Genomic DNA, 25,292 nt, shown 5'->3' on the forward strand with positions numbered 1-25,292 from the left:
GGCGGGCGAAGAGGGCGCGACTTATACAGCCCAAGGCCCGGGAGTCAACGGCGTAGCGGAGGATTCAGCCGCGGCGCGCGACGAAAGCACGCAAGTGGGTGGGAAGCCTCTGGAATGTTACTTTATAACACGCTATATGCCCTTCCGTGACCTCGCCCTTCTTCGCCTCGATCGCTGTGACCGCCTTCGCGGTCGCCTTCCTGCACGCCGCGCTGCCGACACACTGGCTGCCGTTCGTGCTGGTCGGGCGCGCGCAGAAATGGTCCACCGGCCGCACGCTGGGCGTGACCTTGCTGGCCGGTGTCGGCCACGTCGGCCTGACGATCGCGTTGGGCTTGGCGCTGGTGCTGGCGGGGATGGCCCTGCAGCCGTCGCTAGGCGGGCTGTTCCACCTGATCGTGGGCGGACTGATGATCGCGGTCGGCGTCTTTTATATTATTCGGGGGCGGCACAACCATGCGCTGCCTGAGGCCAGTCGCCGGGTCTACGCTTCAGACCGCGCGGCGGTCGCCGCCTTGGTGACGCTCCTGACGCTGTCGCCCTGTGAGGCTTTTCTGCCCTACTATCTGGCGGGCATGGAGCACGGCTGGGTCGCCTTCCTGGTGCTGAGCGGCGTTCTGATGGCCGCCACCGCAGCCGGCATGCTGATCTTCACCAGCCTGAGCCTGGCCGGCTTCAAGCGCCTGGGCCTGCAATGGGTCGAGCGCTACGAGGAAACCATCCTAGGCGTCGCCCTTGTTCTGGTCGGCCTGGCCGTCGCGTTCCTCAAGACGTAAAGCCCGCTTTCGTTCGGCGGTCAGGGCGCCTAAATAGCGGCCATGACCCAGACTGTTCCGACCTCCGGCAAGATCCCTGTCACCGTGCTCACCGGCTACCTCGGCGCCGGCAAGACCACATTGCTCAACCGCATCCTCACCGAGGAGCACGGCAAGCGCTACGCCGTGATCGTCAACGAGTTCGGCGAGGTCGGCATCGACAACGACCTTGTGGTCGGCGCCGACGAAGAAGTCTTCGAGATGAACAACGGCTGCGTGTGCTGCACGGTGCGCGGCGACCTGATCCGGGTTCTCCAGGGCCTGATGAAGCGCAAGGGCGGCTTCGACGCGATCATCGTCGAGACGACGGGCCTGGCCGATCCCGGCCCCGTGGCCCAGACCTTCTTTGTCGATGACGACGTCAAGGCGCGCACGGCGCTCGACTCGGTCACCGCCGTGGTCGACGCCAAGCACATCCTGCTGCGCCTGTCGGACAGCAAGGAGGCCGTCGAGCAGATCGCCTTCGCCGACCAGATCGTGCTGAACAAGACCGACCTCGTGTCCGAGGACGATCTGCGCCACGTCGAGGCGCGTATCCGTCGGATCAACCCGCTGGCCCCGATCCATCGCGCCCAGCGCTCGAACGTCCCGCTGGACGCCATCCTGGGCAAGCACAGCTTCGACCTGGAGCGGATCACCGACCTAGAGCCGGACTTCCTCAATCCCGCTCACGTCGAACCCGGCCACGTGCACGATGAGCACTGCGACCACGACCATCATCACCACCATGATCATGGCCATGTGCATGACGAGCATTGCGGCCACGACCACCACCATCATCATCATCACGACCACAAGAGCGACGTCCACGATGACGGCGTCAAAGGGATCTCGCTGACGCTGGACAAGCCGGTGGATGGCCAGAAGATCACCGCCTGGCTCAACGACCTCTTGGCCCGTCGCGGCCCCGACATCCTGCGCGCCAAGGGCATCATCGACGTGAAGGGCGAGGACAAGCGCCTCGTTTTCCAGGCCGTGCACATGATCCTGGAAGGCGACTTCCAGCGCCCGTGGACCGACAAGGACAAGCGCTACAGCCGCATGGTCTTCATCGGCCGCGATCTCGACGAGGCCGAGCTGCGCGCGGGTTTCGAGGCGACGGCGGCCTAAGTGCTTAAATCCTCCCCCAGCGGGGAGGGTGGGCGCGAAGCGACCGGAGGGGGAGTTTTCCTGGGCCTTGGTTCTTCCCTCTCCGTCGTCTCTTCGAGCCGACACCTCTCCCTTGGGAGAGGATTTCGGACAAACAAAAAGCCCCGGAGCCTTAAGCTCCGGGGCTTTCGTGTTTCTGGCTTCCGCCTGAGGATCCTTAGTGGATGTCCTCGTTGATCAGGCCGACCTTGAACCAGCCCGAGGTCTGCAGCTGGTTCAGCACGCCCATGAAGTCGGCGTACAGCACGTCGGCGTCGGCGCGGATCATGATGCGCTGCTCGTCCTTCGGGCCGGCTTGACCGGTGGCCGTGAACTTGGCGTTCAGATCGTACTCGAGGTTGTCGAGGCTGCTCTGCTTGTCAGCGATGAAGATCGCGCCCGACTTCTGGATCGAGATGAAGACCGGCTCCTTCGGCTTCGGCGCGTTCGGCGGCGGCGGAACCGCCGGCGGCAGGTCGATCTTGATGGAGGTCACGGCCATCGGCACGGCGACCATGAAGATGATCAGCAGAACCAACAGAATGTCCACGAAGGGCGTGACGTTGATTTCGGAGTTCTGGCCCAGATCGTAACGGCCACCACCGCCGCCAGCAAGTTTAGCCGCCATAGCCTGCACTGTCTCCCAGAAGGCCGCGCGCGTCGCACAGGCCTGAAATGTCGTTACCTCGCCACGTCTGGCGCAGACGGGCGCGGAAGTAAAGCCCGACGACGCGGCGCAATAGCAACCCCCTTTTTGACTCTTTTTGGCGGAACGCCGTTCGAATGGGCGCCTGGCCGCACCGGGGTTCGCGCGACGCGCGAATGTGACGCTTTTCGAAAGAGTCTAGTCGTCGCGATCCTCCTGTCTTATCTCGCGCGCATGATCTTTTCGTTCGACGCCTTCGTCACCAACGCCCTGTTCGACCGCTCCGGCCGGGCCATGTTTGCTCTCGGAGACGGCACGGTGCGCCTGCAGACCGAGGAGGGATTCGTCACGGTCGAGGCGCACGGCGGCCCGCTCGGCGGCGCCGTCCTGGCGGCGGCTGTTCACCCTAGCGGGATCGGGATCGTCACCGGTGGCGACGACGGCCGCGTGGTCTGGAGCCGAATCGAAGGGGGCGAGGTCGCCGCCACCCTGATCGCCGAGGTGAAAAACAGGTGGATCGAGCACGTGGCGACGAGCGCCGCTTCGGGTCTGATCGCCTTCACCGCCGGCAAGGAGGTCCATGTCCGCGACGCAGCCGACCCGGCCTTCGCGCGGGTGTTCGCGCACGAGAAGACGGTGTCGGGCCTGACGTTCGAACCCAAGGGCCGCCGCCTGGCCTCGGCGACCTATGGCGGCGCCTATCTCTGGTATGCGCGCATCGCCGATCAGAAGCCGACGATCCTCAAATGGGCCGGCAGCCATATCGCGGTGTCGTTCAGTCCGGACGGCAAGTTCCTGATCTCGTCGATGCAGGAAAACCAACTGCACGGCTGGCGGCTGTCCGACGGCAAGGACATGCGGATGGGCGGCTATCCGTCCAAGATCAAGAGCGTGGCCTTCTTCGACAAGGGCAATCTCCTGGCGACGGCCGGCGCTTCGGGCGCGGTGATCTGGCCGTTCGCGGGCGCTAACGGTCCGATGGGCAAGGAAGCCGCCGAGATCGGCTTTTCCCGCGATTCGATGGTGGTTCGGGTGGCGGGGATCGACCCTCAGCCCGTCTGCATCGCCGGCCAGGACAACGGCAAGATCTGGGCCGCCCACATGCGCAACGGCCGGATCGAGACCCTCAAGGCCGAGAAGGGCGCGCCGATCAGCGCCCTGTCGGTTAGCGCCGACGGCCAGCGCATGGCGTGGGGCGACGAGAGCGGCGAGGCCGGGGTCATCGAGATCCCCGACCTTTCCGGTCCGCGCCAGTTCGTGGGGTAACGTCCATCCGACCTTCCCGGCGAATGCCGGGACCAAGATGGAAAAGCGCTGACGTGTCCGCCACGAGCTCGGCGCTCTTCCAATCACCCGGATGCCTTTGGATCTGGGCCCCGGCGTTCGCCGGGGGATCGGAAGTAAGGCCCTCAGAACCCCTTGATCTCCGCCCACTCTTCGAACGGCGCTCGGCGTGAACGGAAATTGTTCACGGGGGCGTCAGCGTCGCGGTAGCCCAGCGCCATGCCCGAGAACAGCATGTGGCCCTCGGGCAGGCCGACATGCTCGTCGACCAGCTTGTTGTAATGCGACCAGAACTCCTGCGGGCAGGTGTCGAGGCCGCGCTCGACGGCCAGCAGCATGAAGGTCTGCATCAGCATGCCGACATCGCTCCACTGCGGCGGACCGCAGCGGCGATCGATCGAGAAGAACAGCTGCACCGGCGCGCCGAAGCCCTGGCCGTTGTTGGCGAACCATTGCAGGCGCTGCAGCTTGTCCTCGCGTGGTATGCCTAGCGCCCCGTACATGTCCTCGCCGACCTGGAAGCGGCGACTGCGCAGCGGCTCCCAGAGGTTGGCCGGATAGACGTCATATTCGGTGGGATCGGGCGAGGCCACACGCTGCAGCATGGCGGCCTTCAGCGCCTCCAGCGGCGCGCCGCCCACGACCTGCACCCGCCAGGGCTGGAGATTGCCACCCGACGGGGCCCGCGCGGCCGCTTCCAAAAGGTCGCGGATCAGTCCGGCGTCCACCGGATCGGGCTTGAAGGCGCGCACCGACATGCGGCGGTTCACGGCGTCGATCACGTCCATCGAAGGCTCCCTTAACCGAATAGATTTATCCCGCGCGACAGCGGCGTTGGCTGTGGTTAGCATCCGTCCGCTGCGTCAAGACAAGTGGGGCGTTTCGTGCGGCGGCTTTTGCGCAATCTTCTGCTGGCGGTGTTCCTGGTGCTGGTCGCCGGGCCCGTGGTGGCGGTCATTCTCTATCGCTTCATTCCGCCGCCGGTGACCCCGCTGATGGTGATCCGCGCTGTCGAGGGACGCGGGCTGGATCATCGCTGGCGACCGATGGACAAGATCTCACCCGCCCTGCCGCGAGCGCTGATCGCGGCGGAAGACGCCAAGTTCTGCGACCACCGCGGGTTCGATTTCGAAGCGCTGCAGAAGGCCTACGAGAACAACGAGTCGGGCCGGAAGATCCGGGGCGGCTCCACGATCAGCCAGCAGACGGCTAAGAACGTCTTCCTGTGGCCGGGGCGCTCTTATGTCCGCAAGGGCTTGGAGGCTTGGTTCACGGTGCTGATCGAGACCTTCTGGGGCAAGAAGCGGATCATGGAGGTCTATATGAACTCCATCGAGTACGGCTCGGGCATCTACGGGGCCGAGGCCGCCGCCCAGCGCTATTTCGGCGTCAGCGCCGCCAAGCTGACCCAGGCCCAGTCCGCGCGTCTGGCCGCCATCCTGCCCAGCCCCCTGAAGTGGAAGGTGATCAAGCCGGGCAAGTACGTCGCCAAGCGCACCAAGAAGATCGGCAAGGCCTCGGGCGCGGTGCGGCGCGACGGTCTGGCTGACTGCGTGGCCTGAGACGGAGATCGCCATGCCTGTCGCCCCCGGCCCGACGCTTGAGACCGAACGCCTGATCCTGCGACCGCCGGCTGACGCGGATCTGGACCGCTGGGCGCAGATGATGGCCGATCCGGTCGCGGCGCGCTTTATTGGTGGCCAGCAACCCCGCGCCACGGCCTGGCGGTTCATGGCGACCATGGCCGGCTCGTGGGCCCTCAACGGATTTGGCATGTTCTCGGTCATCGAGAAGGCCTCTGACCAATGGCTTGGCCGCATCGGGCCCTGGCGGCCTGAGGGTTGGCCGGGGACCGAGGTCGGCTGGGGTCTGCATCCTGAGGCCTGGGGTCGAGGCTATGCGGTCGAGGCCGCCACCGCCACGATCGACTGGGTCGTGGATCACCTAGGCTGGACCGACGTCATCCACTGCATCGGTCCTGAGAACACGCCCTCCCAGGCGGTGGCTGCGCGACTGGGTTCGGTCAATCGCGGGCTGGGGCGTCTGCCGCCGCCCTTCGAGGATCATGTCATCGAGATCTGGGGGCAGACCGCCGACCAATGGCGAGCCCGTCGCAAGAGGTAGTGCGGACGCTCAATCCACCGCCAGGATGATGTCGGCTGCGGCGATCGAGGCGATAACAGGATCGCCGGCGGCAAGCGCCCAGCCGGGCGCGCCGGCTGCGACCGTGGCCACCAGCGACTTCCCCGCGGACAGACCGATCGTCACTTCGGCGGCGGCCTGACCGCCCTCGCGGTCGAGAATCCGCCCCTCCAGCCTGTTTTCCGCCGGCGCCCCGTCCAGCCGGATGAAGCTGGACTTGATCAAGGCGATGGCCGGGTGACCTGGTGCGAGGCCAAGGTCCTCCACGCTGCGCCGGGTGACCCGGGCGATCACCGCCAGACCCTCGCCGACGTCCAGGGTGACGGCGGCGGTGACATCGTCTGCGCTGACCTTCGTCACGAGGCCGCGCAGGGCGTTGCGGGCGCTGGTGCGCAGGCCAAGGCCCCAGAGCAGCTCGGCGTCGCTGGTCAGGTCGGCTTCCAGCCGCGCGAAGGCGGCGCTTATCTCTCGCTCGGCGGCGCGAAAGGCGCGGATCACCGCGTGACCCCGGGCGGTCACCTGCGCCGCGCCGCCGGCGCGCCCGCCCGGCGCGGCGCTGACCAGCGGCGTCTCGAACAGATTGTTCAGCGCCTGCACGCCGTCCCAGGCGCCCTTGTAGGAGAGACCGACATCCTTGGCGGCCGCCGTGATCGAGCCATGCCGCGCCACCGCTTCCAGAAGGGCGATGCGCTCCAGCCCCACCCGCGCCAGCCCCTCGCGCTTGAGGATCAAGGAGGCGCTGAAATCGGCGGCGTTGCTCACTGGTCGGATCTCGAATTCGTCGTTATGTAGTCTGACTGCATAACCGTAGCGCTGACCTCAAGGCATATCAGATGATCGCTCGCCGTCCGACGCTGATCGCCGCTCTGGCTGGCCTATGGTCGCTGGCGGTGGCCGGTGCGGCCCTGGCCGGCGAGACCAAGGTCGCGGTCGCGGCCAACTTCACCGAGCCCGCCAAGGCGATCGCCGCGCGCTTCAAGGCCAGGACCGGTCATGAGGTCGTGCTCAGCTTCGGCTCGTCGGGCCAGTTCTACACCCAGATCGCCAACGGCGCGCCGTACGAGGTGTTCCTGTCGGCGGACGTCGAACGCCCCCAGAAGGCCGAGGCGGCGGGGCTGGCCGTGGCTGGAACGCGCTTTACCTACGCGACCGGGCGTCTTGTGCTGTTCAGCCGGACGCCGGGCCTTGTCGACGGCGGGGGCGCGGTGCTGAAGAGCGGCCGGTTCGACAAGCTGGCCATCGCCGACCCCAAGGCCGCGCCCTATGGCCAGGCGGCGCTCGAAACCCTGAACAAGCTCAAGCTCTACGACGTTCTGAAGCCGAAGATCGTCACAGGCGCATCGATCACTCAGGCCTATCAGTTCGCCCAGACCGGGGCGGCGGAGCTGGGTTTCGTGGCGCTGTCGCAGGTCGTTGACGACAAGAGCGGTTCGCGCTGGATCGTGCCGGCCGCGAACCACACCCCGATCGAGCAGCAGGCGGTGCTGCTCAAGATCGGCGCGAACAGCGACGCCGCCAAGGCTTTTCTGGCGTTCCTGAAGAGCGCCGAGGCCAAGGCCATCATCCGCCGTTACGGCTACGAGGTGCGTTGAGGATGGCCGAGGTGTTATGGCTGACGGCGAAGCTGGCGGGGATCACCACCCTGCTTCTGCTGTTGCTGGCCACGCCGCTTTCCTGGTGGCTGGCCCGAGGCCGTTCACCGCTGCGCACGCCCGTCACCGCCATCGTCGCACTGCCGATCGTCCTGCCGCCGACCGTGCTGGGCTTCTATCTGCTGATCGCTCTGGGACCCAACAGCCCGCTGATGGCGCTGCTGCAGCCGTTCGGGGTGCGGACCCTGGCCTTCACCTTCGAAGGGCTGGTGATTGGTTCGCTGATCTATTCGCTGCCGTTCGCCGTTCAGCCGCTGCGCAACGCGTTCCTGGCCATCGGCGACGAGCCGCTCGAAGCCGCCGCTAGCCTCGGAGCCTCGCGCGCGCAGACCTTCTGGCGGGTGGCGCTGCCCTTGGCGGTTCCGGGATATGTCGCCGCCGCGATCCTGACCTTCGCCCACACGGTTGGCGAGTTCGGCGTGGTGATGATGCTGGGCGGAAACATCCCGGGCGAGACCACGATGCTGTCGACCGAGATCTACCGCCTGGTCGAGGCGCTGGAATGGGGCGAGGCTCACCGCCTGTCGCTGCTGCTGCTGGCCTTCGCGTTCCTGGTGCTGTTCGTCCTGCTGGCGCTGGAGGCGCGGTCGAAGATCGTGCTGCGTACGCGGGCTTGAGGCGCGGCGACCGCTTGACCGATCAGAACCAGCCCGCCTCGCGCAGCGCCTTGGCGTAGGCCCGGCTGACGGGCGCCTCGATCTCGCCCTTGAGCTTTAGCGTCGCCCGACCATCGCCGCGACGGGCGTCCTCGACGGCGCTCTTGGCGACCCACCACGAGCGGTGCGTCTGGGCGCCCTCGATCCCCTCCAACTCAGCCACGGCGTCGGAGAGGCGCATCAGGATCAGGTCCTGACCGCGCGAGGTGTGCAGGCGCAGATAGTGGTCTTGCGCCTCGACGGCGTAGAGTTCGGCGCCGCGCAGCTTGGGCGGCAGCCGTTCGAGGAAGCGGGGGGGCGAGGCCCCGGTCGGCGCGGCGTGGGTCTCCACGGGGCGCCGTTGAACCATGAAGTTCAGCGCCGTCATCGCCACGGTGACGATGAACACAGGCCCGAGATAGAAGGGCAAGGTGCGTGGTCGGGGCGGGCCGTGAAAGGCCAGCTCACTGACCAGCCAGACCACCACTGTGAAGGGCAAGGTGATGCTGATCGCCGTCAGCGCGCCGTAAAGCCAAGGCCGCGCATCGGCTCGGCCTTCACGGCCGATCAGATGCGTGATCCCCGTGCCGACCACGGCGCCGGCCAGACACAAACCGACCCAATACGCCAGGCGGACACCAACGGGCGCGGCGTCGCTGCCGAACGCGCCGATCAGCGCCAGGAACACGCCGGCGGCCGCCGAGACGCCAAAGCCTCGAAGACTGTCCTGCCGGACCATGGCCGTTCGCGAAGCGTGAACGGCGCCGGCGAGCCGTTCACGAAACGAGGCCGGTGACTGGCGCAACGACGATTGAGACACGAACCCGACCACTCCACCAAGGCTTTCGACAGCGAGGCGATCCACCGCCCCGCTCGAACCGGGAGTGAAGGAAGATGGCCGCGCATGGCAAGTCAATCTCGCAGGCTTCGGATCGCTGGAGCGGTCTGCGCAACGCCGCCCTGGGCGTCGGCGCGGCGACACTGATCGTCGCGCTGACGGCGCCGGGCGTGTTCACCGACATTGGCGCTCTTGCCGAACGGCTCCAGCCTCACGCGCCCGATCTCTCGCGCATCGCCGCCGCGCCGGCGGTGGTCCAACTGCACCTGTTCTCGGCGCTGACCGCTCTGGCCATCGGCGTCGTCCTGATGATGCGGGTGAAGGGCACGACCCTGCACAAGCTCCTGGGGTGGACCTGGGTGCTGGCGATGGGCTCGACGGCGCTCAGTTCGCTGTTCATCCGCGAGATCAACCACGGCGCCTTCAGCTTCATCCACCTGTTGTCGGGCTGGACGATCGTGGGCCTGCCCGGCGCGGTCTACGCCATCAAGCGCGGCAAGGTCTCGGCGCACCGCCGCGCCATGACCGGCATGTTCGTCGGCGGCCTGCTGGTGGCTGGTCTCTTCACCTTCCTCCCTGGTCGCCTGCTCTGGACGGTGTTCCTGGGCTGAACCCTCTCCCTTTTCGCTTCCACAAAGGACCTCTGACATGACCTTCGCTCGCACCCTTGGCCTGGCCTTGGCCGCTGCCGCCCTTCTGGTTCCCGCCGCCCGCGCTCAGGACGCTATGGGCGAGGTGACGCTCACCTTCCCCGGCCTGAAGGCCAAGCAGGGCCAGATCATGATCGCCGTGTTCGACAGCGCCCAGGGCTGGGCGGCGGGCAAACCCGTCCGGGTCGCCATGGCGTCCGCCGCCGCCGATCCCGCCGCCGCCAAGATCCTGGCTCTGCCGCCAGGCTTCTACGCCGTACGCGCCTTCCAGGACGTCGATGGCGACGGCAAGATGGGGACCAACCCCTTCGGTATGCCGACCGAGCCCTACGGATTCTCGCGCGACGCTCAACCGAACATGGGCCCGCCGTCGTTCGACGCCGCCGCCTTTGAGGTCAAGGCCGGCGCCAACGCGCAATCCCTCCGCCTGAACTGAGAGCCCAGCCATGAACCGGCGTGACATCCTCCGCGGCGCAGTCTTGACGGGCGCCGCCGCTATCCTCACCCCCGAAACGCTTTGGGCGGCCGCCGTCAGCGACTGGACCCTGGGCATGGCCGATGTCGAGGCCGATATCGCCCCCACGGGCATGACCTTGGTTCACGGTCGTGCGCCCATCGACCTGAAGGGCACGCTCTTCCGCAACGGTCCGGCCAAGTTCCGTAGGCCCGGCGGTTCGGTCGGCCACTGGTTTGACGGCGACGGCATGGTCCGCAAGTTCCAGATGGGCGATGGTCAGGCGCGCATGGCGGCTCGCTTCGTCGACACCGTCAAGCGCCGCCAAGACACCGCCGCTGATGCGGTGATCACTCCTGGCTATGGCACGACGGGAGGGGCGGGCGCGCGGGTCGGGTCGGCCGATGACGCCAACGCGGCCAACACTTCGGTGATGATGGCGGGCGGCGAGCTCTGGGCGCTGTGGGAAGCCGGCTCGCCGACGGCGATGGATCCGGTCTCCCTGGAGACGCGCGGGTTCAAGGCGCTGAGGCCCGACATGAAGGGCATGCCGTTCCTGGCCCATCCGCGCGTCGAGCCGGATGGCACGGTCTGGAACCTGGGCCTGGCGGGCAAGCGGGCGGTGGTATGGAACCTCTCGGCCGACGGCGCCCTGCGCAAGGCCGAGGTCATCACCCTGCCGCGCGCCGGCTACATGCATGACTTCACCGCCACCGCGCGCAGTCTCGTCATCATCCTCCAGCCCTGGGTGCAGGAAGGCATGCGCATGCCGATCGCGACCAACATGGTCTGGCGGCCGGAGCTGGGGACCAAGGTCCTGGTGCTCGACAAGGACGATCTTTCCAAGCGTCGCGTGTTCGAGCTGCCCCCCTTCTTCTTCTTCCATCTGGGCGACGCCTGGGAAGAGGCGGACGGGACGATCCGTTTCGACGCCTGCATCGACAAGGATCCTTCCGGAACCGCGGCGAACGGCGGGGCGATCGTGCGCGGCGAGTTCCTCAAGGCGCCGCCGCCGCGCCGGGCCATGATCACGCTGCGCGCCAACGGCCAGGCCGAGCTGGCCGCAGAGGCGGTCAGCGCTGAGTTCCCGCGCTCGGATCCGCGTTTTGCGGGTCTCGCCCGGCGCTATTCGGTTCACCTGACCAACGAACGGCCCGATCGCCCGCTCTTCCAGGGCGTGGCTGTCCGCGACTGGAAGACGGACCGCGATCAGGTCTTCGATTTCGGCGCGCGTCATCTTGTCGAGGAGATGGTCTTCGCACCGCGCCCCGGATCTTCGGCGGAACTGGACGGCTGGCTGGTCGGCACGACGATCAACCTCGACGCCCGCGCGACCGAGCTGCACGTGTTCGACGCTCGCCACGTGGATCGGGGGCCGATGGCGACCTGGCGCGCGCCGGTGGCCTTGCCGGTGACGTTCCATGGGGTGTTCGCCGGCGCTTGAGCGAACAGCGGTCCTTGCCAGGGCCGCTGGGTTGCGCCTATCCGGGGGCGGAGCTTCATCAAGGCGGGCCCTTCCCATGACCGCAACCAAGTCTCGCGCCCGCGTCGGCGGACGGGGGCGCCCGTCCAAGGCCAAGGGTCTGGACCTGAAGGAAACCATCCTCGATGCGGCCGAGGGGCTGTTCGCGCGTCACGGCTTCTATGGCGTCACCACGCGCCAGGTGGCGGCCGAGGCTGGCGTCGACACCGCCTTGATCCATTACTACTTCGGGGCCAAGCGCGAGCTGTTCGACGCGGTGTTCCTGCGTCGCGCCGAGATCCTCAACCAGGCCCGCGAAGCTTCGATGAACGCCTATGTGAAGGCCAACGCCGGCGCGATGACGGTCGAGGGGGTCATTGAGGCCTTCATCGACCCGCTGTTGCGGATCTCGCAGGACGGGGGGCAGGGCTGGAAGAGCTACTTCGTCCTGGTCGCCCAGGTGAACAACACCCCGGCCTGGGGTGGGGAGACCATGACCCGCTTCTTCGATCCGGTGGTTCATCAACTGGTCGAGACGCTCAAGGCGGTGCGGCCCGAGGCGGCCTATCGTGACCTCTACTGGTGCTACCAGTTTCTCACCGGCTCGATGATGCTGACCCTTTCAGAAACGGGACGGATCGACTCCCTGTCTGAGGGCGAGTGCCACTCCAGTGATCTTGAGTCCGTCCGTCAGCGCCTCTTCGCCTATTGCGCAGCAGGCTTCGAGGCCGTGATCGCCAAGCAGAACAAGGCCCTGGCCCGCGTCTGATCCGCCACACGCGCTCCATTTTTCATCACTTGATGAAAAAGGGCTGGCGTCCCGCGCCTGATCGGGTGATGGTGGCTGCAATTCGCTGTTCGATGAATTGGCGAACCCTGAGCTCGCGTCCGCGAAAGACGGATCCGGCTTGGGAGGGCGGAACACTAGGGAGGGGAAACCCATGACTTCGATGTGGAAGGCTGCGCTGCTGGCTGGCGCTGCGTGGAGCACGATCGCCGGCGCTGCGTCGGCTCAGCAGGCTCCGGCCGCTGACAGCTCGGTCTCGGTCGACGAGGTGACGGTCACCGCGCGTCGTCGCGAGGAAAATCTCAAGGACGTTCCTGTCGCCGTCTCGGCCTTCTCTGCCGAGAAGCTCGAGCGCTCGGGCGGCACGGACATCACCGTCCTGTCGCAGACGACGCCAAACATCACGGTGCAGACCGCTCGCGGTTCGAACTCGACCCTGATCAGCTATATCCGCGGCGTCGGCCAGCAGGATCCGCTTTGGGGCTTTGAGCCCGGCGTCGGCCTCTATGTCGACGACGTCTACATCTATCGCCCGCAAGGCGCAGTGCTCGACATCTTCGACGTCGAGCGTATCGAAGTGCTGCGCGGCCCGCAGGGCACGCTGTACGGCCGCAACACCATCGGCGGCGCGATCAAGTACGTGACCAAGCGTCTTGGTGACGAAGCCGGCGCCAAGATCAAGGGCACGTACGGCAGCTACAATCAGACCGACGTTCTGGTCTCGGGTCAGACCCCGGTCGGCGGCGGCCTGTCGGTCGGCGGCGCCTATGCGCTCTACAAGCGTGATGGCTATGGCGCGAACATCACGACCGGCGCGGAGCACTACAACAAGGACGTTGAGGCCTTCCGTCTCAGCGCCGAGTATCAGCCGACCGAGGACCTGTTCTTCCGCCTGGCCTATGACAAGGTCGTGGACGACTCCAACGCCCGCCACGGCCACCGTGAACTGCCGGCCTTGGTCGGTGGCTATAAGGTGCTGGACATCTATGACACTCAGAGTGGCCTGGGCGACAAGAACCACGTGATGACCAAGGGCGTATCGCTGACCGCTCAGTGGAACGCCACCGATAAAGTCACGCTCAAGTCGATCACCGCCAACCGTCGCGGCCACACCGACACCGTCATCGACTTCGACGGCACCCCGCTGCCGACGCTGGACGTGCCGGCCACCTATGACGACCGTTCGTTCTCGCAGGAACTGCAAGCCGTCTATTCGGACGACACCGTCCAGGGCGTGTTTGGCCTCTACTACATGAACAGCCAGGCCTCGGGCGAGTTCGACACCATCGCCGGAAACCTCGGCGTGGCCATCGCCAACGGCGGCAAGGTCAACACCCAGAGCTTCGCGGCGTTCTTCGACTTCAGCGCCAACTTCACCGACAAGTTCAAGGTCTCGCTGGGCGCCCGCGCCACCCGCGACGCCAAGCGCGTTAACGCCTATCGCTTCTTCTATCTCGGCGCGACGCGCACGCCTTATCAGGGCGGCACGCCCCGTCCGATCCTGCAGACGCGCACCAACTACAACGCCGAAAAGACCTTCGAGCAGTTCACGCCGCGCATCTCGGCCTCGTATGACCTCAGCGACGACCTGACGACCTACGTCTCGTTCTCGAAGGGCTACAAGTCGGGCGGCTGGGACATGCGCGGCGACGCGTTCATCACCCCGCAGACGGTCAACGGCTACCGACCCGAGGTCGTGAAGACCTACGAAGCCGGTTTGAAGGGCTACATGCTCGACCGCCGGGTCTCGTTCTCGTCGGCGGCCTTCCTATCGAAATATACCGACCAGCAGGTCACGACCCAGGTCGTGGTGCCCTCGGGCATCGCCAGCTCTGTCGACAACGCCGGCGCCTCGACCCTTTACGGCGTCGAGTTTGAAGCCAACGCCAAGCTGAGCGCGAACCTGTCGGCCAATGTCGCTCTGGGCTACATCCACGCCGAGTACGACACCTTCAGCCGCTTCGTGCCGGCCGGCGCGCCGAACCCGCTGAACCCGTCGACGACCCTGGCCACCGGCCAGATCATCAACGTGGCCGACCTCTACGGCTTCCAGAACACGCCGGAGTGGACGGGCAATGTCAGCCTGACCTGGCGCGGCGAACTGGCGGGCGGTGATCTGGCGATCACGCCGATGGTCAGCTATCGCGACGCCTACCAGCAGTTCGAGCAGCCCCTGCCGCTGCTGGACCAGAAGGCCTTCACCCTGGTGGACCTGACGGCCCAGTGGACCGCTCCGGGCGGCCGCTACAAGCTGGCCCTGACCGGCAAGAACCTGACCAACGAAAAGTACCGCACCGGTGGCTACAACTTCGGGGTCCCGACCTACAACAATGCGGTGATTGGCTTCTACGGTCCGCCGCGCACCGTGGCCGCTTCCATCGAGGTGGCGTTCTAATCTAGGCGATAGCTGCTCGGGCGGGACTTGCTGCAACAGGTCCCGCCCTTTTTGTATCTGGACGGGCGTTGAGGAGGGCGAGCATGAGCGAGGACGTGAACAAGGCCGAAACGGCCGGGCGGGGCGGCCGCTACCGCTACGTGGTGCTGGCCATGCTGATCCTGGCCTACACCTTCAACTTCCTCGACCGGCAGATCCTCGGGATCCTGGCTGGGTCGATCAAGGCCGAGCTGCATCTGACGGACACCCAGCTGGGCCTGATGGGCGGGGTCGCCTTCGCCGCGCTGTACACGACGCTGGGCGTGCCTTTGGCTTGGCTGGCTGACCGGGTCAGCCGCACCTGGATCATGACCGTGGCCCTGACTGTATGGAGCGGCTTCACCGTCGCCTGCGGCCTTGCCGGCGGCTTCTGGAGTCTGTTCCTGGCGCGCATGGGCGTCGGCGTCGGTGAGGCGGGCGGCGTGGCGCCGGCCTACTCGCTGATTGCGGACTACTTCCCCAAGGAGCAGCGGGCCCGGGCGCTTGCGGTCTATTCCTTCGGCATTCCGCTGGGCACGGCGCTGGGCGTGCTGTTCGGCGGCCTGATCGCCGCCTATGTCGACTGGCGCTTCGCCTTCATCGCTGTCGGTCTGGCTGGCGTCGTGCTTGCGCCGATCTTCAAGTGGGTGGTCAAGGACCCTGTGCGCGGCGGTCTCGACCGCGCGCCCGGCGAGGTCGCGCCGATCGAGCCGCCCAAGGCGCCGGCGTTCGGCCAGGTGCTGGCCACCATCATGCCCAAACCCAGCTTCTGGCTGCTGTCGTTCGGCGCGGCTTGCTCGTCGATCTGCGGCTATGGCGTGGCGTTCTGGCTGCCGACCTTCTTCCAGCGCAGCTTCGGGCTCTCGCTGACCGACCGCGCGCTTTACTACAGCGCTCTGTCGCTGATCGGCGGCGTGGCGGGCATCTGGCTGGGCGGCGTTCTGGCCGACCGCTTCGGCGCCAAGAACAAGGCCGCCTACGCCCTGGCGCCGGCGATCTGCTTCCTGGTGGCTCTGCCGTGCTTCCTGCTGGCGATGAACGTCCAGTCGATGGTCGTGGCGTTCCTGCTCTTTCTGATCCCGACGGGCCTGAACCTGGCGTGGCTGGGTCCGGTGGTGGCGGCTGTGCAGCATCTGGCGCCGGCGTCGATGCGGACGACCACTTCGGCGCTCTTCCTGCTGATCAACAATCTACTGGGCCTGGCGGTCGGGCTCTGGTTCTTCGGCTTTGTGTCGGACCTGCTCACCCCGCGCTATGGCGCGGAGTCGATGCGCTACGCGCTCTACTACGGGCTTGGCTTCTATGTCCTCGCCGCCGCTCTGCTGATCATCGCCTCGCGTCGCCTGCAAAAGGACTGGGCTGAGTAGGGCCCGCAGGGCCGTTACGTCGACCGTCTGAGGCTGCATTCCCGCAATGACAACGTTGCCATTGCGCGGACGCTCTCAAGTCGCTCGACCAGCACTGTGGCGTGAAAGGGATGGGACCGGTAACAATGCCGCCCCGTCAAGGGCTTCCTTGCCGCGCCCGCCCAAACAGACGGCGACTGCGGCCTATCGGACAAGATAACCGCGCAAGCCTTCACCTTATCGTCCGCGCGCGGTTGCGCCTGCGAAATAGCGCTCCTATAACCCGGCCACATTTCAGAAAGCCGTCGTCGAGACCGGGCCCACATGAACATCCACGAACATCAAGCCAAAGCCGTACTCGCCGAGTTCGGCGCCCCCGTGCCGCGCGGTTTCGCCGCGTTCACGCCCGATGAAGCCGCCGCCGCCGCCGAAAAGCTGGGCGGGCCGGTCTTCGTCGTGAAGAGCCAGATCCACGCCGGCGGCCGTGGCAAGGGCAAGTTTGAGGGCCTGGGCCCCGACGCCAAGGGCGGCGTCCGGGTCGTCAAGTCGGTCGACGAAGTCCGTTCGAACGCCGAGGAAATGCTGGGCCGCGTCCTTGTGACGCACCAGACGGGTCCCAAGGGCAAGCAGGTCAACCGCCTCTACATCGAAGAAGGCGCGGCGATCGCCAAGGAATTCTATCTGTCGCTGCTGGTTGACCGCGCCTCGAGCAAGGTCTCGGTGGTCGCTTCGACCGAAGGCGGCATGGACATCGAAGACGTCGCTCACTCGACGCCCGAGAAGATCCACACCTTCACCATCGACCCGGCGACGGGCGTGTGGCCGACCCATCAGCGCGCCCTGGCCAAGGCTCTGGGCCTGACCGGCGGTCTGGCCAAGGAAGCCGCCTCGCTGCTGAACCAGCTCTATACGGCGTTCATGGCCAAGGACATGGCCATGCTGGAGATCAACCCGCTGATCGTGACGGCGGATGATCACCTGCGCGTCCTCGACGCCAAGCTGTCGTTCGACGGCAACAGCCTGTTCCGTCACCCGGACATCAAGGCGCTGCGCGACGAGAGCGAAGAAGACCCCAAGGAAATCGAAGCCAGCAAGTACGACCTGGCCTATATCGCCCTCGACGGCGAAATCGGGTGCATGGTCAACGGCGCCGGTCTGGCCATGGCCACCATGGACATCATCAAGCTGTACGGCGCCGAGCCGGCCAACTTCCTTGATGTCGGCGGCGGCGCTTCGAAGGAGAAGGTCACCGCGGCCTTCAAGATCATCACCGCCGATCCGGCCGTGAAGGGCATCCTGGTCAACATCTTCGGCGGCATCATGCGCTGCGACATCATCGCGGAAGGCGTCATCGCCGCCGTGAAGGAAGTCGGTCTCCAGGTTCCGCTGGTCGTCCGTCTGGAAGGCACCAACGTCGAACTCGGCAAGAAAATCATCTCGGAAAGCGGCCTGAACGTCATCGCCGCCAACGATCTGTCTGACGGCGCCGAGAAGATCGTCGCCGCTGTGAAGGGCGCCCGCTAAATGTCGGTTCTGATCGGTTCCCACACCAAGGTCATCTGCCAGGGCATCACCGGCGCTCAAGGCACGTTCCACACCGAGCAGGCCATCGCGTACGGCACGCAGATGGTCGGCGGCGTCACCCCGGGCAAGGGCGGTCAAACCCACATCGGCCTGCCGGTGTTCGACACCGTCGCCGAAGCCAAGGACCGCACCGGCGCCGACGCCTCGGTGATCTATGTCCCGCCGCCCTTCGCGGCCGACTCGATCCTGGAAGCCATCGAAGCCGAGATCCCGCTGATCGTCTGCATCACCGAGGGCATCCCGGTGCTGGACATGGTCAAGGTCAAGAAGGCTCTGGCTGGCTCCAAGTCGCGCCTGATCGGCCCGAACTGCCCGGGCGTGCTGACGCCCAAGCAGTGCAAGATCGGCATCATGCCGGGCTCGATCTTCTCGGAAGGCTCGGTCGGCGTCGTGTCGCGTTCGGGCACCCTGACCTATGAAGCGGTGTTCCAGACCACGAACGCGGGCCTTGGCCAGACGACCGCCGTCGGTATCGGCGGCGACCCTGTCAAGGGCACCGAGTTCATCGACGTCCTGGAAATGTTCCTGGCCGACGAAGCCACCAAGTCGATCGTCATGATCGGTGAAATCGGCGGCTCGGCCGAAGAAGAAGCGGCCCAGTTCCTGAAGGACGAAGCCAAACGCGGTCGCAAGAAGCCGATGGTCGGCTTCATCGCCGGCCGCACGGCTCCTCCCGGTCGTCACATGGGCCACGCCGGCGCCATCGTGTCGGGCGGCAAGGGCGGCGCCGAGCACAAGATCGCGGCGATGGAAGAGGCGGGCATCCGCGTCTCACCGTCGCCGGCCAAGCTGGGCGAGACCCTGCTGGAAGTCCTGAAGGGCTAAACTAGACACCGAGACCCCGCCTCGCGCGGGGCCCAGGTTTTTTGCGACCGCCAGTCGACGATCCGAAAAAATCACCTGGGCCCCCGCTAAGCGACGGGCGCCCGGGTGATTGAGAGACTATATTTACGGGCTGTGCGGTAGCGCTCCCGTAAGCAGCGGATCTGAAGGCGACAAATCCATGGCGGACGACGCAGGCATCATCAACCAGGTCTTGACCGAGACCAGCTTCCTCTACGGCGCCAATGCGGCGTTCGTGGAAGATCTCTACGCCCAGTGGGCGGAGAATCCCGCCTCGGTCGAGCCCTCGTGGAACGCCTTCTTCGCCAGCCTGCAGGAACAGGCCGACCAGGTTAAGCGCGCCGCGCAAGATCCGGCCTGGACCCCCAAGAAGGTCGCCACCGTCCGTCCGGACTGGCTGTCGGCCCTGGATGGCCAGTGGGCCACCGTCGCCCCCGCCGTCGAAGCCAAGGTTTCCAAGGCCATCGAGGCTAAGGCGCCCGGCGCCAACGCCGAGGCCGTCCGCGCCGCCACGCTGGACAGCCTGCGCGCCATCATGATGATCCGCGCCTACCGGATGCGGGGTCACCTGGCCGCCAATCTCGACCCGCTGGGCCTGGATCCGCCCAAGGACGCCAGCGAGCTGGACCCGGCCTCGTACGGTTTCTCGGAAGCCGACTACGACCGCCCGATCTTCCTGGACTACGTGCTGGGCCTGGAGACGGCCACCGTCCGCGAGATCCTGTCGATCGTCCGCCGCACCTACTGCGGCAATGTCGGCGTGCAGTACATGCACATCTCCGACCCGGCCGAGAAGGCCTGGCTGCAGGAGCGCATCGAGGGCCGCGACAAGGAAATCACCTTCTCCAAGGAGGGCAAGGTCGCCATCCTGAAGAAGCTGATCGAGGCCGAGGGCTTCGAGAAGTTCCTGCACAAGCGCTTCCCCGGCACCAAGCGCTTCGGCCTGGACGGCGGCGAGGCGATGGTTCCGGCGCTGGAGCAGATCATCAAGCGCGGCGGCGCGCTGGGCGTGAAGGACATCGTCCTGGGCATGCCGCACCGCGGCCGCCTGAACGTGCTGGCCGCCGTTATGGGCAAGCCCTACCACGTCATTTTCCACGAGTTCCAAGGCGGCTCGTCGGTGCCCTCGGACGTCGAGGGCTCGGGCGACGTGAAGTATCACATGGGCGCCTCGTCGGACCGTGAGTTCGACGACAACAAGGTCCACCTGTCGCTTACCGCCAACCCGTCGCACCTGGAAATCGTCAACCCGGTCGTGATCGGCAAGGCCCGCGCCAAGCAGGCCTTCACCCTGCGCGAACAGCCGGACGCCGGCCGTGGCCATGTGCTGCCGCTGCTGCTGCACGGCGACGCCGCCTTCGCCGGCCAGGGCGTGGTGGCCGAGTGCTTCACCCTGTCGGGCCTGAAGGGCTACCGCACGGGCGGCACCATCCACTTCATCGTCAACAACCAGATCGGTTTCACCACCAGCCCGCGCTATTCGCGCAGCTCGCCGTATCCGAGCGACATGGCGCTGATGGTCGAGGCCCCGATCTTCCACGTGAACGGCGACGATCCCGAAGCCGTTGTCTTCGCCGCCAAGGTCGCCACCGAGTACCGGCAGAAGTTCGGCAAGGACGTGGTCATCGACATGGTCTGCTACCGTCGCTTCGGCCACAACGAAGGCGACGACCCGACCATGACGTCGCCGCTGATGTACGCGAAGATCAAGGGTCACCCCCCGACGCGTGAGCTTTACTCGAACCGCCTGATCGCCGAGGGCGTCATCACCCAGGCCGACAGCGACGGCTGGGTCTCGGAGTTCGAGAAGTTCCTCGACGCCGAGTTTGACGCCGGCAAGACCTACAAGCCCAACAAGGCTGATTGGCTGGACGGCAAGTGGGCCGGCCTGACCCTGCCGGGCGACGAGGATCGTCGCGGCAAGACGGCCTTCCCGGCGACGCGGCTGCGCGAACTGGGCCGCCAGATCACGACGATCCCCGAGCGCATCGACGCGCACAAGACCGTGCGCCGCGCCATCGAGAACCGTCGCGACGCGTTCGAGAAGGGCGAGGGCATCGACTGGGGCGCGGCCGAGCACCTGGCGTTCGCCACCCTGCTCGATGAAGGCATTCCGGTCCGCCTGTCGGGTCAGGACTCGGTGCGCGGCACGTTCACCCAGCGCCATTCGGACATCATCGACCAGAAGACCGAAGAGCACTACACGCCGCTCAACAACATCCGCCCCGGTCAGGCGCACTATGAAGTGATCGACTCGGCGCTGTCGGAAGAGGCGGTGCTGGGCTTCGAATACGGCTTCTCGCTGGCCGATCCGAACACCCTGACCCTGTGGGAAGGCCAGTTCGGCGACTTCGTGAACGGCGCCCAGGTCGTCATCGACCAGTTTATCAGCTCGGGCGAGCGCAAGTGGCTGCGGATGAGCGGCCTCGTGATGCTGCTGCCGCACGGTTACGAAGGCCAGGGCCCCGAGCACAGCTCGGCGCGCCTGGAGCGCTTCCTGCAGTCGTGCGCGGAAGACAACATGCAGGTCGTCAACTGCACGACCCCGGCCAACTACTTCCACGCCCTGCGTCGTCAGATGCACCGCGAATTCCGCAAGCCGCTGATCGTCATGGCCCCCAAGAGCCTGCTGCGCCACAAGCGGGCTGTCTCGAACCTGTCGGACTTCGCCGAAGGCTCGGCCTTCCACCGCGTGATGGTGGACGGCGCCGAGGCCGGCTGCGACGTGGGTGGCATCACGCTGAAGAGCGACGATCAGATCAAGCGCGTGATTGTCTGCTCGGGTAAGGTCTATTTCGACCTCGTCGACCAGCGCGCAAAGCTCGGCCGTGACGACGTCTATCTGCTGCGTCTGGAGCAGTTCTATCCGTGGCCGATGAAGTCGCTGATGAACGTGCTGGGACGCTTCAAGAACGCCGACCTGATCTGGTGTCAGGAAGAGCCCCGGAACATGGGCGGCTGGACGTTCGTTGATCCCTGGCTGGAAATGACGCTCGACAAGCTGGACATCAAGGCCAAGCGCGCCAAGTACGTCGGCCGCCCGGCTTCGGCATCGACGGCCGCAGGCCTGATGAGCCGCCACCTGAAAGAGCTCGAAACCTTCCTCAACGAGGCCTTCGCGTAAGCGAGGCCCCGTTACCAACAAACCCGCCGGACCAAGCAAGAGAGACTCGGAAAGCCCCATGGCCGACATCAATACGCCCGCCCTCGGCGAATCCGTCACCGAAGCCACGGTGGCGCGCTGGACCAAGAAGGTCGGTGAGGCCGTGAAGAAGGACGAGATCCTCGTCGAGCTGGAAACCGACAAGGTTTCGCTCGAAGTCGCCTCGCCCGCCGACGGCGTGCTATCGGCGATCGGCGCCGAGGAAGGCGCGACGGTCGTTCCGGGCACGGTCCTGGGCGTCGTGGCCGAAGGCGCGACCGCCTCGGCCGCGCCCGCCGCCGCCCCGGCTCCGAAGGCTGAAGCGCCCAAGCCGGCGCCTGCGCCCGCCGCTGCTCCGGCTCCGGCCGCTGCGCCCGCCGCCGCCCCGGTCAGCCCGGCTCCGGCCCGCATCGCGGCCGAAAGCGGTCTGGACCTCTCTAAGGTCGCGGGCACGGGCAAGGACGGCCGCGTGACCAAGGGCGACGCCCTGGCTGCTCTGGAAGCCCGCGCCGCCGCCCCGGCTCCGGCCGCCGCCGCCGCCGCGCCGCGCGCCCTGCACGAGCGCGAAGAGCGCGTGAAGATGACGCGCCTGCGTCAGACGATCGCCCGCCGCCTGAAGGAAGCCCAGAACACCGCCGCCATGCTGACGACCTTCAACGAGGTCGACATGAGCGCGGTGATGGCCCTGCGCGCCCAGTACAAGGACGTCTTCGAAAAGCAGCACGGCGTGAAGCTGGGCTTCATGTCGTTCTTCGTGAAGGCCTGCGTGGCCGCTCTGAAGGCGATCCCGGACGTCAACGCCGAGATCGACGGTCAGGACGTCATCTACAAGAACCACTACGACATCGGCGTCGCCGTCGGCACCGACAAGGGTCTGGTGGTTCCGGTCGTCCGTGACGCTGACGCCCTGAACCTCGCCGGTATCGAAAAGACCATCGGCGACCTTGGCAAGCGCGCCCGCAACGGCCAGCTGGCCATCGAGGACATGCAGGGCGGCACCTTCACGATCACCAACGGCGGCATCTACGGTTCGCTGATGTCGACCCCGATCCTCAACGCGCCGCAGTCGGGGATCCTGGGCATGCACGCCATCAAGGAACGCCCGATGGTCATCAACGGCAAGATCGAGATCCGCCCGATGATGTACCTGGCCCTCTCGTACGATCACCGCATCGTCGACGGCGCCGGCGCCGTGACCTTCCTCGTGAAGGTCAAGGAAGCCATCGAAGACCCGCAGCGGCTGCTGCTGGAGCTCTAAGAGACTCGGGAAGCCCGCCTTCATCGGCGGGCTTCTTTGCTTTTGCGGCCCCGACGTCCTACGTCGGGGCCGTTCGCCTTTCTGGGACCCACGCCATGGCCAAGGACACGCTGTATCTGCTCAAGCCGGCTTTCGAGAAGGACGGCGCGCAACGCTTCTGTCCGGACTGCGCGATGATGGAAGGGTACTTGGCGACCTATCCGGCGCTGCGCGAGGCGTTGGAGATCGTCTATGTCGACTACGCCCGTCCTCGCGCCGCACTGGTCGAGCGCCTGGGGGAAGATCACCAGAACGCCCCGACCTTGATCCTGGCGGAGGCTTCGGCCGACGGCGGTCCGCAAGGCGAGATCCAGTCTTCGAGAGGCTTGTCCTTTTTGACCGACGCGCGGCCGATCACGCGATGGCTGGCGGAGCGCCATGGGCTGGCTTCGCCACTCTCGTAACAAGCGCCGGACCGAACGCGCGCGCGATGGCGGCGCAGTCGGCCATTTCCCTTGCGATTCAAGGCCGCACGCGTCGAAAGCGGGTTCCGTTTTAGCCGGGTTCCCTCTAAGGAACACGCGCCTCCAGAGGTCTGACAAAGCGGCCGGCGAGGCCCTACATTTGTCCGGCGCCGCTTATGGCGCGTCCTGAAGGCGATAGACCCATGGCTCAGTACGACGTCGTCATCATCGGTGGCGGTCCTGGTGGCTACAACGCGGCGATCCGCGCCGGCCAGCTTGGCCTGAAGGTCGCGATCATCGAGGGACGCGGCAAGCTGGGCGGCACCTGCCTGAACGTCGGCTGCATGCCCTCCAAGGCCCTGCTGCACGCCTCGGAGCTGTACGCCGCCGCGACGGGCCCTGAGTTCGCCAAGCTGGGCATTGAGGTGAAGCCGAAGCTGAATCTCTCCCAGATGATGGCCCAGAAGGCCGAGAGCGTCGAAGCCCTGACCAAGGGCGTCGAGTTCCTGATGAAGAAGAACAAGGTCGAGTACGTGAAGGGCTGGGGCCGGATCGCCGGCGCCGGCAAGGTCGTGGTCAAGGCCGAGGACGGTTCGGAAGCCACCCTCGAGACCAAGAACATCGTCATCGCCACCGGCTCGGAGCCCACCCCGCTTCCGGGCGTGAGCGTCGACAACAAGCGCATCATCGACTCCACGGGCGCCTTGTCGCTGCCGGAAGTGCCCAAGCGTCTGGTGGTCGTCGGCGCCGGCGTCATCGGCCTGGAGCTGGGCTCGGTCTGGAAGCGCCTGGGCGCCGAGGTCACCGTGGTCGAGTATCTGGACCGTATCCTGCCGGGCACCGACACTGAAGTGGCTAACGCCTTCCAGAAGATCCTGGTCAAGCAGGGCTTCAAGTTCCAGCTGGGCGCAAAGGTCACGGGCGCTGAAGCCGGCGCCAAGGGCGTCAAGCTGAGCTTCGAGCCGGTCGCCGGCGGCGACGCTCAGACGATCGAGGCCGACTACGTGCTGGTCGCCATCGGCCGTCGTCCCTACACCCAGGGCCTTGGCCTGGAGACGGTCGGGATCACGCCGGACAAGCGCGGCGTGATCGCCAACGACCACTTCAAGACCGGCGCCCCGGGCGTGTGGGTGATCGGCGACGTGACCTCGGGTCCGATGCTGGCCCACAAGGCCGAGGACGAAGGCGTGGCCTGCATCGAGCTGATCGCGGGCAAGGCCGGCCACGTGAACTACGGCATCATCCCGGGCGTGGTGTATACCAGTCCCGAGGTGGCCACGGTCGGCCAGACCGAGGACGAGCTGAAGGCCGCGGGCGTCGCCTACAAGGTCGGCAAGTTCCCGTTCCTGGCCAACAGCCGCGCCAAGATCAACCACGAGACCGACGGCTTCGTGAAGATCCTGGCCGACGCCAAGACCGACCGCATCCTGGGCGCCCACATGGTGGGCCCGAACGTCGGCGACATGATCGCCGAGTACTGCGTGGCCATGGAGTTCGGCGGCGCTTCGGAAGACGTGGCCCGGACCTGCCACCCGCACCCGACCCGCTCGGAAGCCCTGCGCCAGGCGGCCATGGGCGTCGAAGGATGGACGATGCAGGCTTAAGGCCTGGTCGCCCCGGCTTCGCGGGAGCGACAATCGTTTAGAGACAAGTATGGCGGGGCTCGGAGCACGGGCCCCGCCATTTTTGTGTCTGGCCGCGACGATCAGATCCTCCACGCAGAAAAATGGCCCCGCCTTTCAGGGAAGGCGGGGCCAGTCTGCTTTTCGA

General features: G+C 66.4%; 23 protein-coding genes. 19 read left to right on the top strand and 4 right to left on the bottom strand.

All coding sequences use genetic code 11. The features are described 5' to 3' along the window. The first annotated feature begins 146 nt into the window (after positions 1-146). Both ACT53N_RS06765 and ACT53N_RS06770 read left to right on the top strand, forming a co-directional pair. Positions 147-776, top strand: coding sequence for a hypothetical protein (locus tag ACT53N_RS06765; RefSeq protein ID WP_476063175.1), 630 nt, complete (start codon positions 147-149; stop codon positions 774-776). Positions 777-818: 42 nt separating this feature from the next. Next, positions 819-1,925: a CobW family GTP-binding protein gene (locus tag ACT53N_RS06770; protein WP_476063176.1), complete on the top strand. Its 1,107-nt coding sequence runs from the start codon at positions 819-821 to the stop codon at positions 1,923-1,925. A 196-nt stretch (positions 1,926-2,121) separates the two neighbouring features. Here ACT53N_RS06770 and ACT53N_RS06775 read toward each other — a convergent pair whose 3' ends face one another. Further along, entirely contained in the window at positions 2,122-2,580 is a 459-nt protein-coding gene (locus ACT53N_RS06775; RefSeq protein WP_476063177.1) for a biopolymer transporter ExbD, read from the bottom strand. A 243-nt stretch (positions 2,581-2,823) separates the two neighbouring features. Between ACT53N_RS06775 and ACT53N_RS06780 the strand changes: the two genes are divergently transcribed. Next, positions 2,824-3,855, top strand: a complete 1,032-nt coding sequence (locus ACT53N_RS06780; protein ID WP_476063178.1) for a WD40 repeat domain-containing protein — start codon at positions 2,824-2,826, stop codon at positions 3,853-3,855. A gap of 143 nt (positions 3,856-3,998) precedes the next feature. On the opposite strand, the gene ACT53N_RS06785 is transcribed toward ACT53N_RS06780, so the two are convergent. Then, positions 3,999-4,661, bottom strand: a complete 663-nt coding sequence (locus ACT53N_RS06785) for a nitroreductase (protein WP_476063179.1) — start codon at positions 4,659-4,661, stop codon at positions 3,999-4,001. Positions 4,662-4,745: 84 nt separating this feature from the next. On the opposite strand from ACT53N_RS06785, the gene mtgA reads away from it, so the two are divergent. Together mtgA and ACT53N_RS06795 are read left to right on the top strand one after the other, a co-directional pair. After that, entirely contained in the window at positions 4,746-5,435 is a 690-nt protein-coding gene (gene mtgA / locus ACT53N_RS06790) for a monofunctional biosynthetic peptidoglycan transglycosylase (protein ID WP_476063180.1), read from the top strand. Positions 5,436-5,448: 13 nt separating this feature from the next. Next, entirely contained in the window at positions 5,449-5,997 is a 549-nt protein-coding gene (locus tag ACT53N_RS06795; RefSeq protein WP_476063181.1) for a GNAT family N-acetyltransferase, read from the top strand. 9 nt (positions 5,998-6,006) lie between these two features. Here the strand turns inward: ACT53N_RS06795 and ACT53N_RS06800 are convergent, their stop codons facing one another. Next, complete coding sequence (locus ACT53N_RS06800; protein WP_476063182.1) at positions 6,007-6,777, bottom strand: TOBE domain-containing protein; 771 nt, start codon at positions 6,775-6,777, stop codon at positions 6,007-6,009. A gap of 71 nt (positions 6,778-6,848) precedes the next feature. On the opposite strand from ACT53N_RS06800, the gene modA reads away from it, so the two are divergent. Together modA and modB are read left to right on the top strand one after the other, a co-directional pair. Further along, complete coding sequence (gene modA / locus ACT53N_RS06805; protein ID WP_476063183.1) at positions 6,849-7,607, top strand: molybdate ABC transporter substrate-binding protein; 759 nt, start codon at positions 6,849-6,851, stop codon at positions 7,605-7,607. A 2-nt stretch (positions 7,608-7,609) separates the two neighbouring features. Further along, entirely contained in the window at positions 7,610-8,284 is a 675-nt protein-coding gene (gene modB / locus ACT53N_RS06810) for a molybdate ABC transporter permease subunit (RefSeq protein ID WP_476063184.1), read from the top strand. A 22-nt stretch (positions 8,285-8,306) separates the two neighbouring features. On the opposite strand, the gene ACT53N_RS06815 is transcribed toward modB, so the two are convergent. Next, positions 8,307-9,134, bottom strand: a complete 828-nt coding sequence (locus ACT53N_RS06815; RefSeq protein ID WP_476063403.1) for a LytTR family transcriptional regulator DNA-binding domain-containing protein — start codon at positions 9,132-9,134, stop codon at positions 8,307-8,309. A 62-nt stretch (positions 9,135-9,196) separates the two neighbouring features. Between ACT53N_RS06815 and ACT53N_RS06820 the strand changes: the two genes are divergently transcribed. The 12 genes from ACT53N_RS06820 to lpdA all read left to right on the top strand — a co-directional run bounded on the left by ACT53N_RS06820 (position 9,197) and on the right by lpdA (position 25,126). Continuing rightward, positions 9,197-9,751 carry a DUF2306 domain-containing protein gene (locus ACT53N_RS06820; protein ID WP_476063185.1) on the top strand — a complete coding sequence of 185 codons (555 nt, stop codon included), beginning with the start codon at positions 9,197-9,199 and terminating at the stop codon, positions 9,749-9,751. Positions 9,752-9,788: 37 nt separating this feature from the next. Continuing rightward, positions 9,789-10,226 (top strand): DUF2141 domain-containing protein, encoded by a 438-nt coding sequence (locus tag ACT53N_RS06825; protein ID WP_476063186.1) that lies wholly within the window; start codon positions 9,789-9,791, stop codon positions 10,224-10,226. A 10-nt stretch (positions 10,227-10,236) separates the two neighbouring features. Beyond that, positions 10,237-11,688 (top strand): carotenoid oxygenase family protein, encoded by a 1,452-nt coding sequence (locus ACT53N_RS06830; RefSeq protein WP_476063187.1) that lies wholly within the window; start codon positions 10,237-10,239, stop codon positions 11,686-11,688. 76 nt (positions 11,689-11,764) lie between these two features. Next, a complete protein-coding gene (locus ACT53N_RS06835; RefSeq protein WP_476063188.1) occupies positions 11,765-12,475 on the top strand; it encodes a TetR/AcrR family transcriptional regulator in 711 nt (236 codons plus the stop codon). A gap of 172 nt (positions 12,476-12,647) precedes the next feature. Further along, positions 12,648-14,888, top strand: coding sequence for a TonB-dependent receptor (locus ACT53N_RS06840; protein ID WP_476063189.1), 2,241 nt, complete (start codon positions 12,648-12,650; stop codon positions 14,886-14,888). 68 nt (positions 14,889-14,956) lie between these two features. Further along, positions 14,957-16,273, top strand: a complete 1,317-nt coding sequence (locus ACT53N_RS06845) for a spinster family MFS transporter (RefSeq protein WP_476063190.1) — start codon at positions 14,957-14,959, stop codon at positions 16,271-16,273. 303 nt (positions 16,274-16,576) lie between these two features. Next, the gene (sucC, locus tag ACT53N_RS06850) at positions 16,577-17,776 is read left to right on the top strand and encodes an ADP-forming succinate--CoA ligase subunit beta (protein WP_476063191.1); all 1,200 of its coding nucleotides are present in this window, start codon (positions 16,577-16,579) and stop codon (positions 17,774-17,776) included. Beyond that, a complete protein-coding gene (gene sucD / locus ACT53N_RS06855; RefSeq protein ID WP_476063192.1) occupies positions 17,777-18,661 on the top strand; it encodes a succinate--CoA ligase subunit alpha in 885 nt (294 codons plus the stop codon). 178 nt (positions 18,662-18,839) lie between these two features. Then, positions 18,840-21,803, top strand: a complete 2,964-nt coding sequence (locus ACT53N_RS06860; protein ID WP_476063193.1) for a 2-oxoglutarate dehydrogenase E1 component — start codon at positions 18,840-18,842, stop codon at positions 21,801-21,803. Positions 21,804-21,861: 58 nt separating this feature from the next. Further along, positions 21,862-23,079: a 2-oxoglutarate dehydrogenase complex dihydrolipoyllysine-residue succinyltransferase gene (gene odhB / locus ACT53N_RS06865; RefSeq protein ID WP_476063194.1), complete on the top strand. Its 1,218-nt coding sequence runs from the start codon at positions 21,862-21,864 to the stop codon at positions 23,077-23,079. Between the two features lie 95 nt (positions 23,080-23,174). Beyond that, positions 23,175-23,522, top strand: a complete 348-nt coding sequence (locus ACT53N_RS06870) for a DUF3088 family protein (protein ID WP_476063195.1) — start codon at positions 23,175-23,177, stop codon at positions 23,520-23,522. 203 nt (positions 23,523-23,725) lie between these two features. Continuing rightward, positions 23,726-25,126: a dihydrolipoyl dehydrogenase gene (gene lpdA / locus ACT53N_RS06875; RefSeq protein WP_476063196.1), complete on the top strand. Its 1,401-nt coding sequence runs from the start codon at positions 23,726-23,728 to the stop codon at positions 25,124-25,126. Positions 25,127-25,292: the final 166 nt, after the last annotated feature.

It is taken from the genome of Caulobacter sp. DMC95, assembly GCF_056313785.1.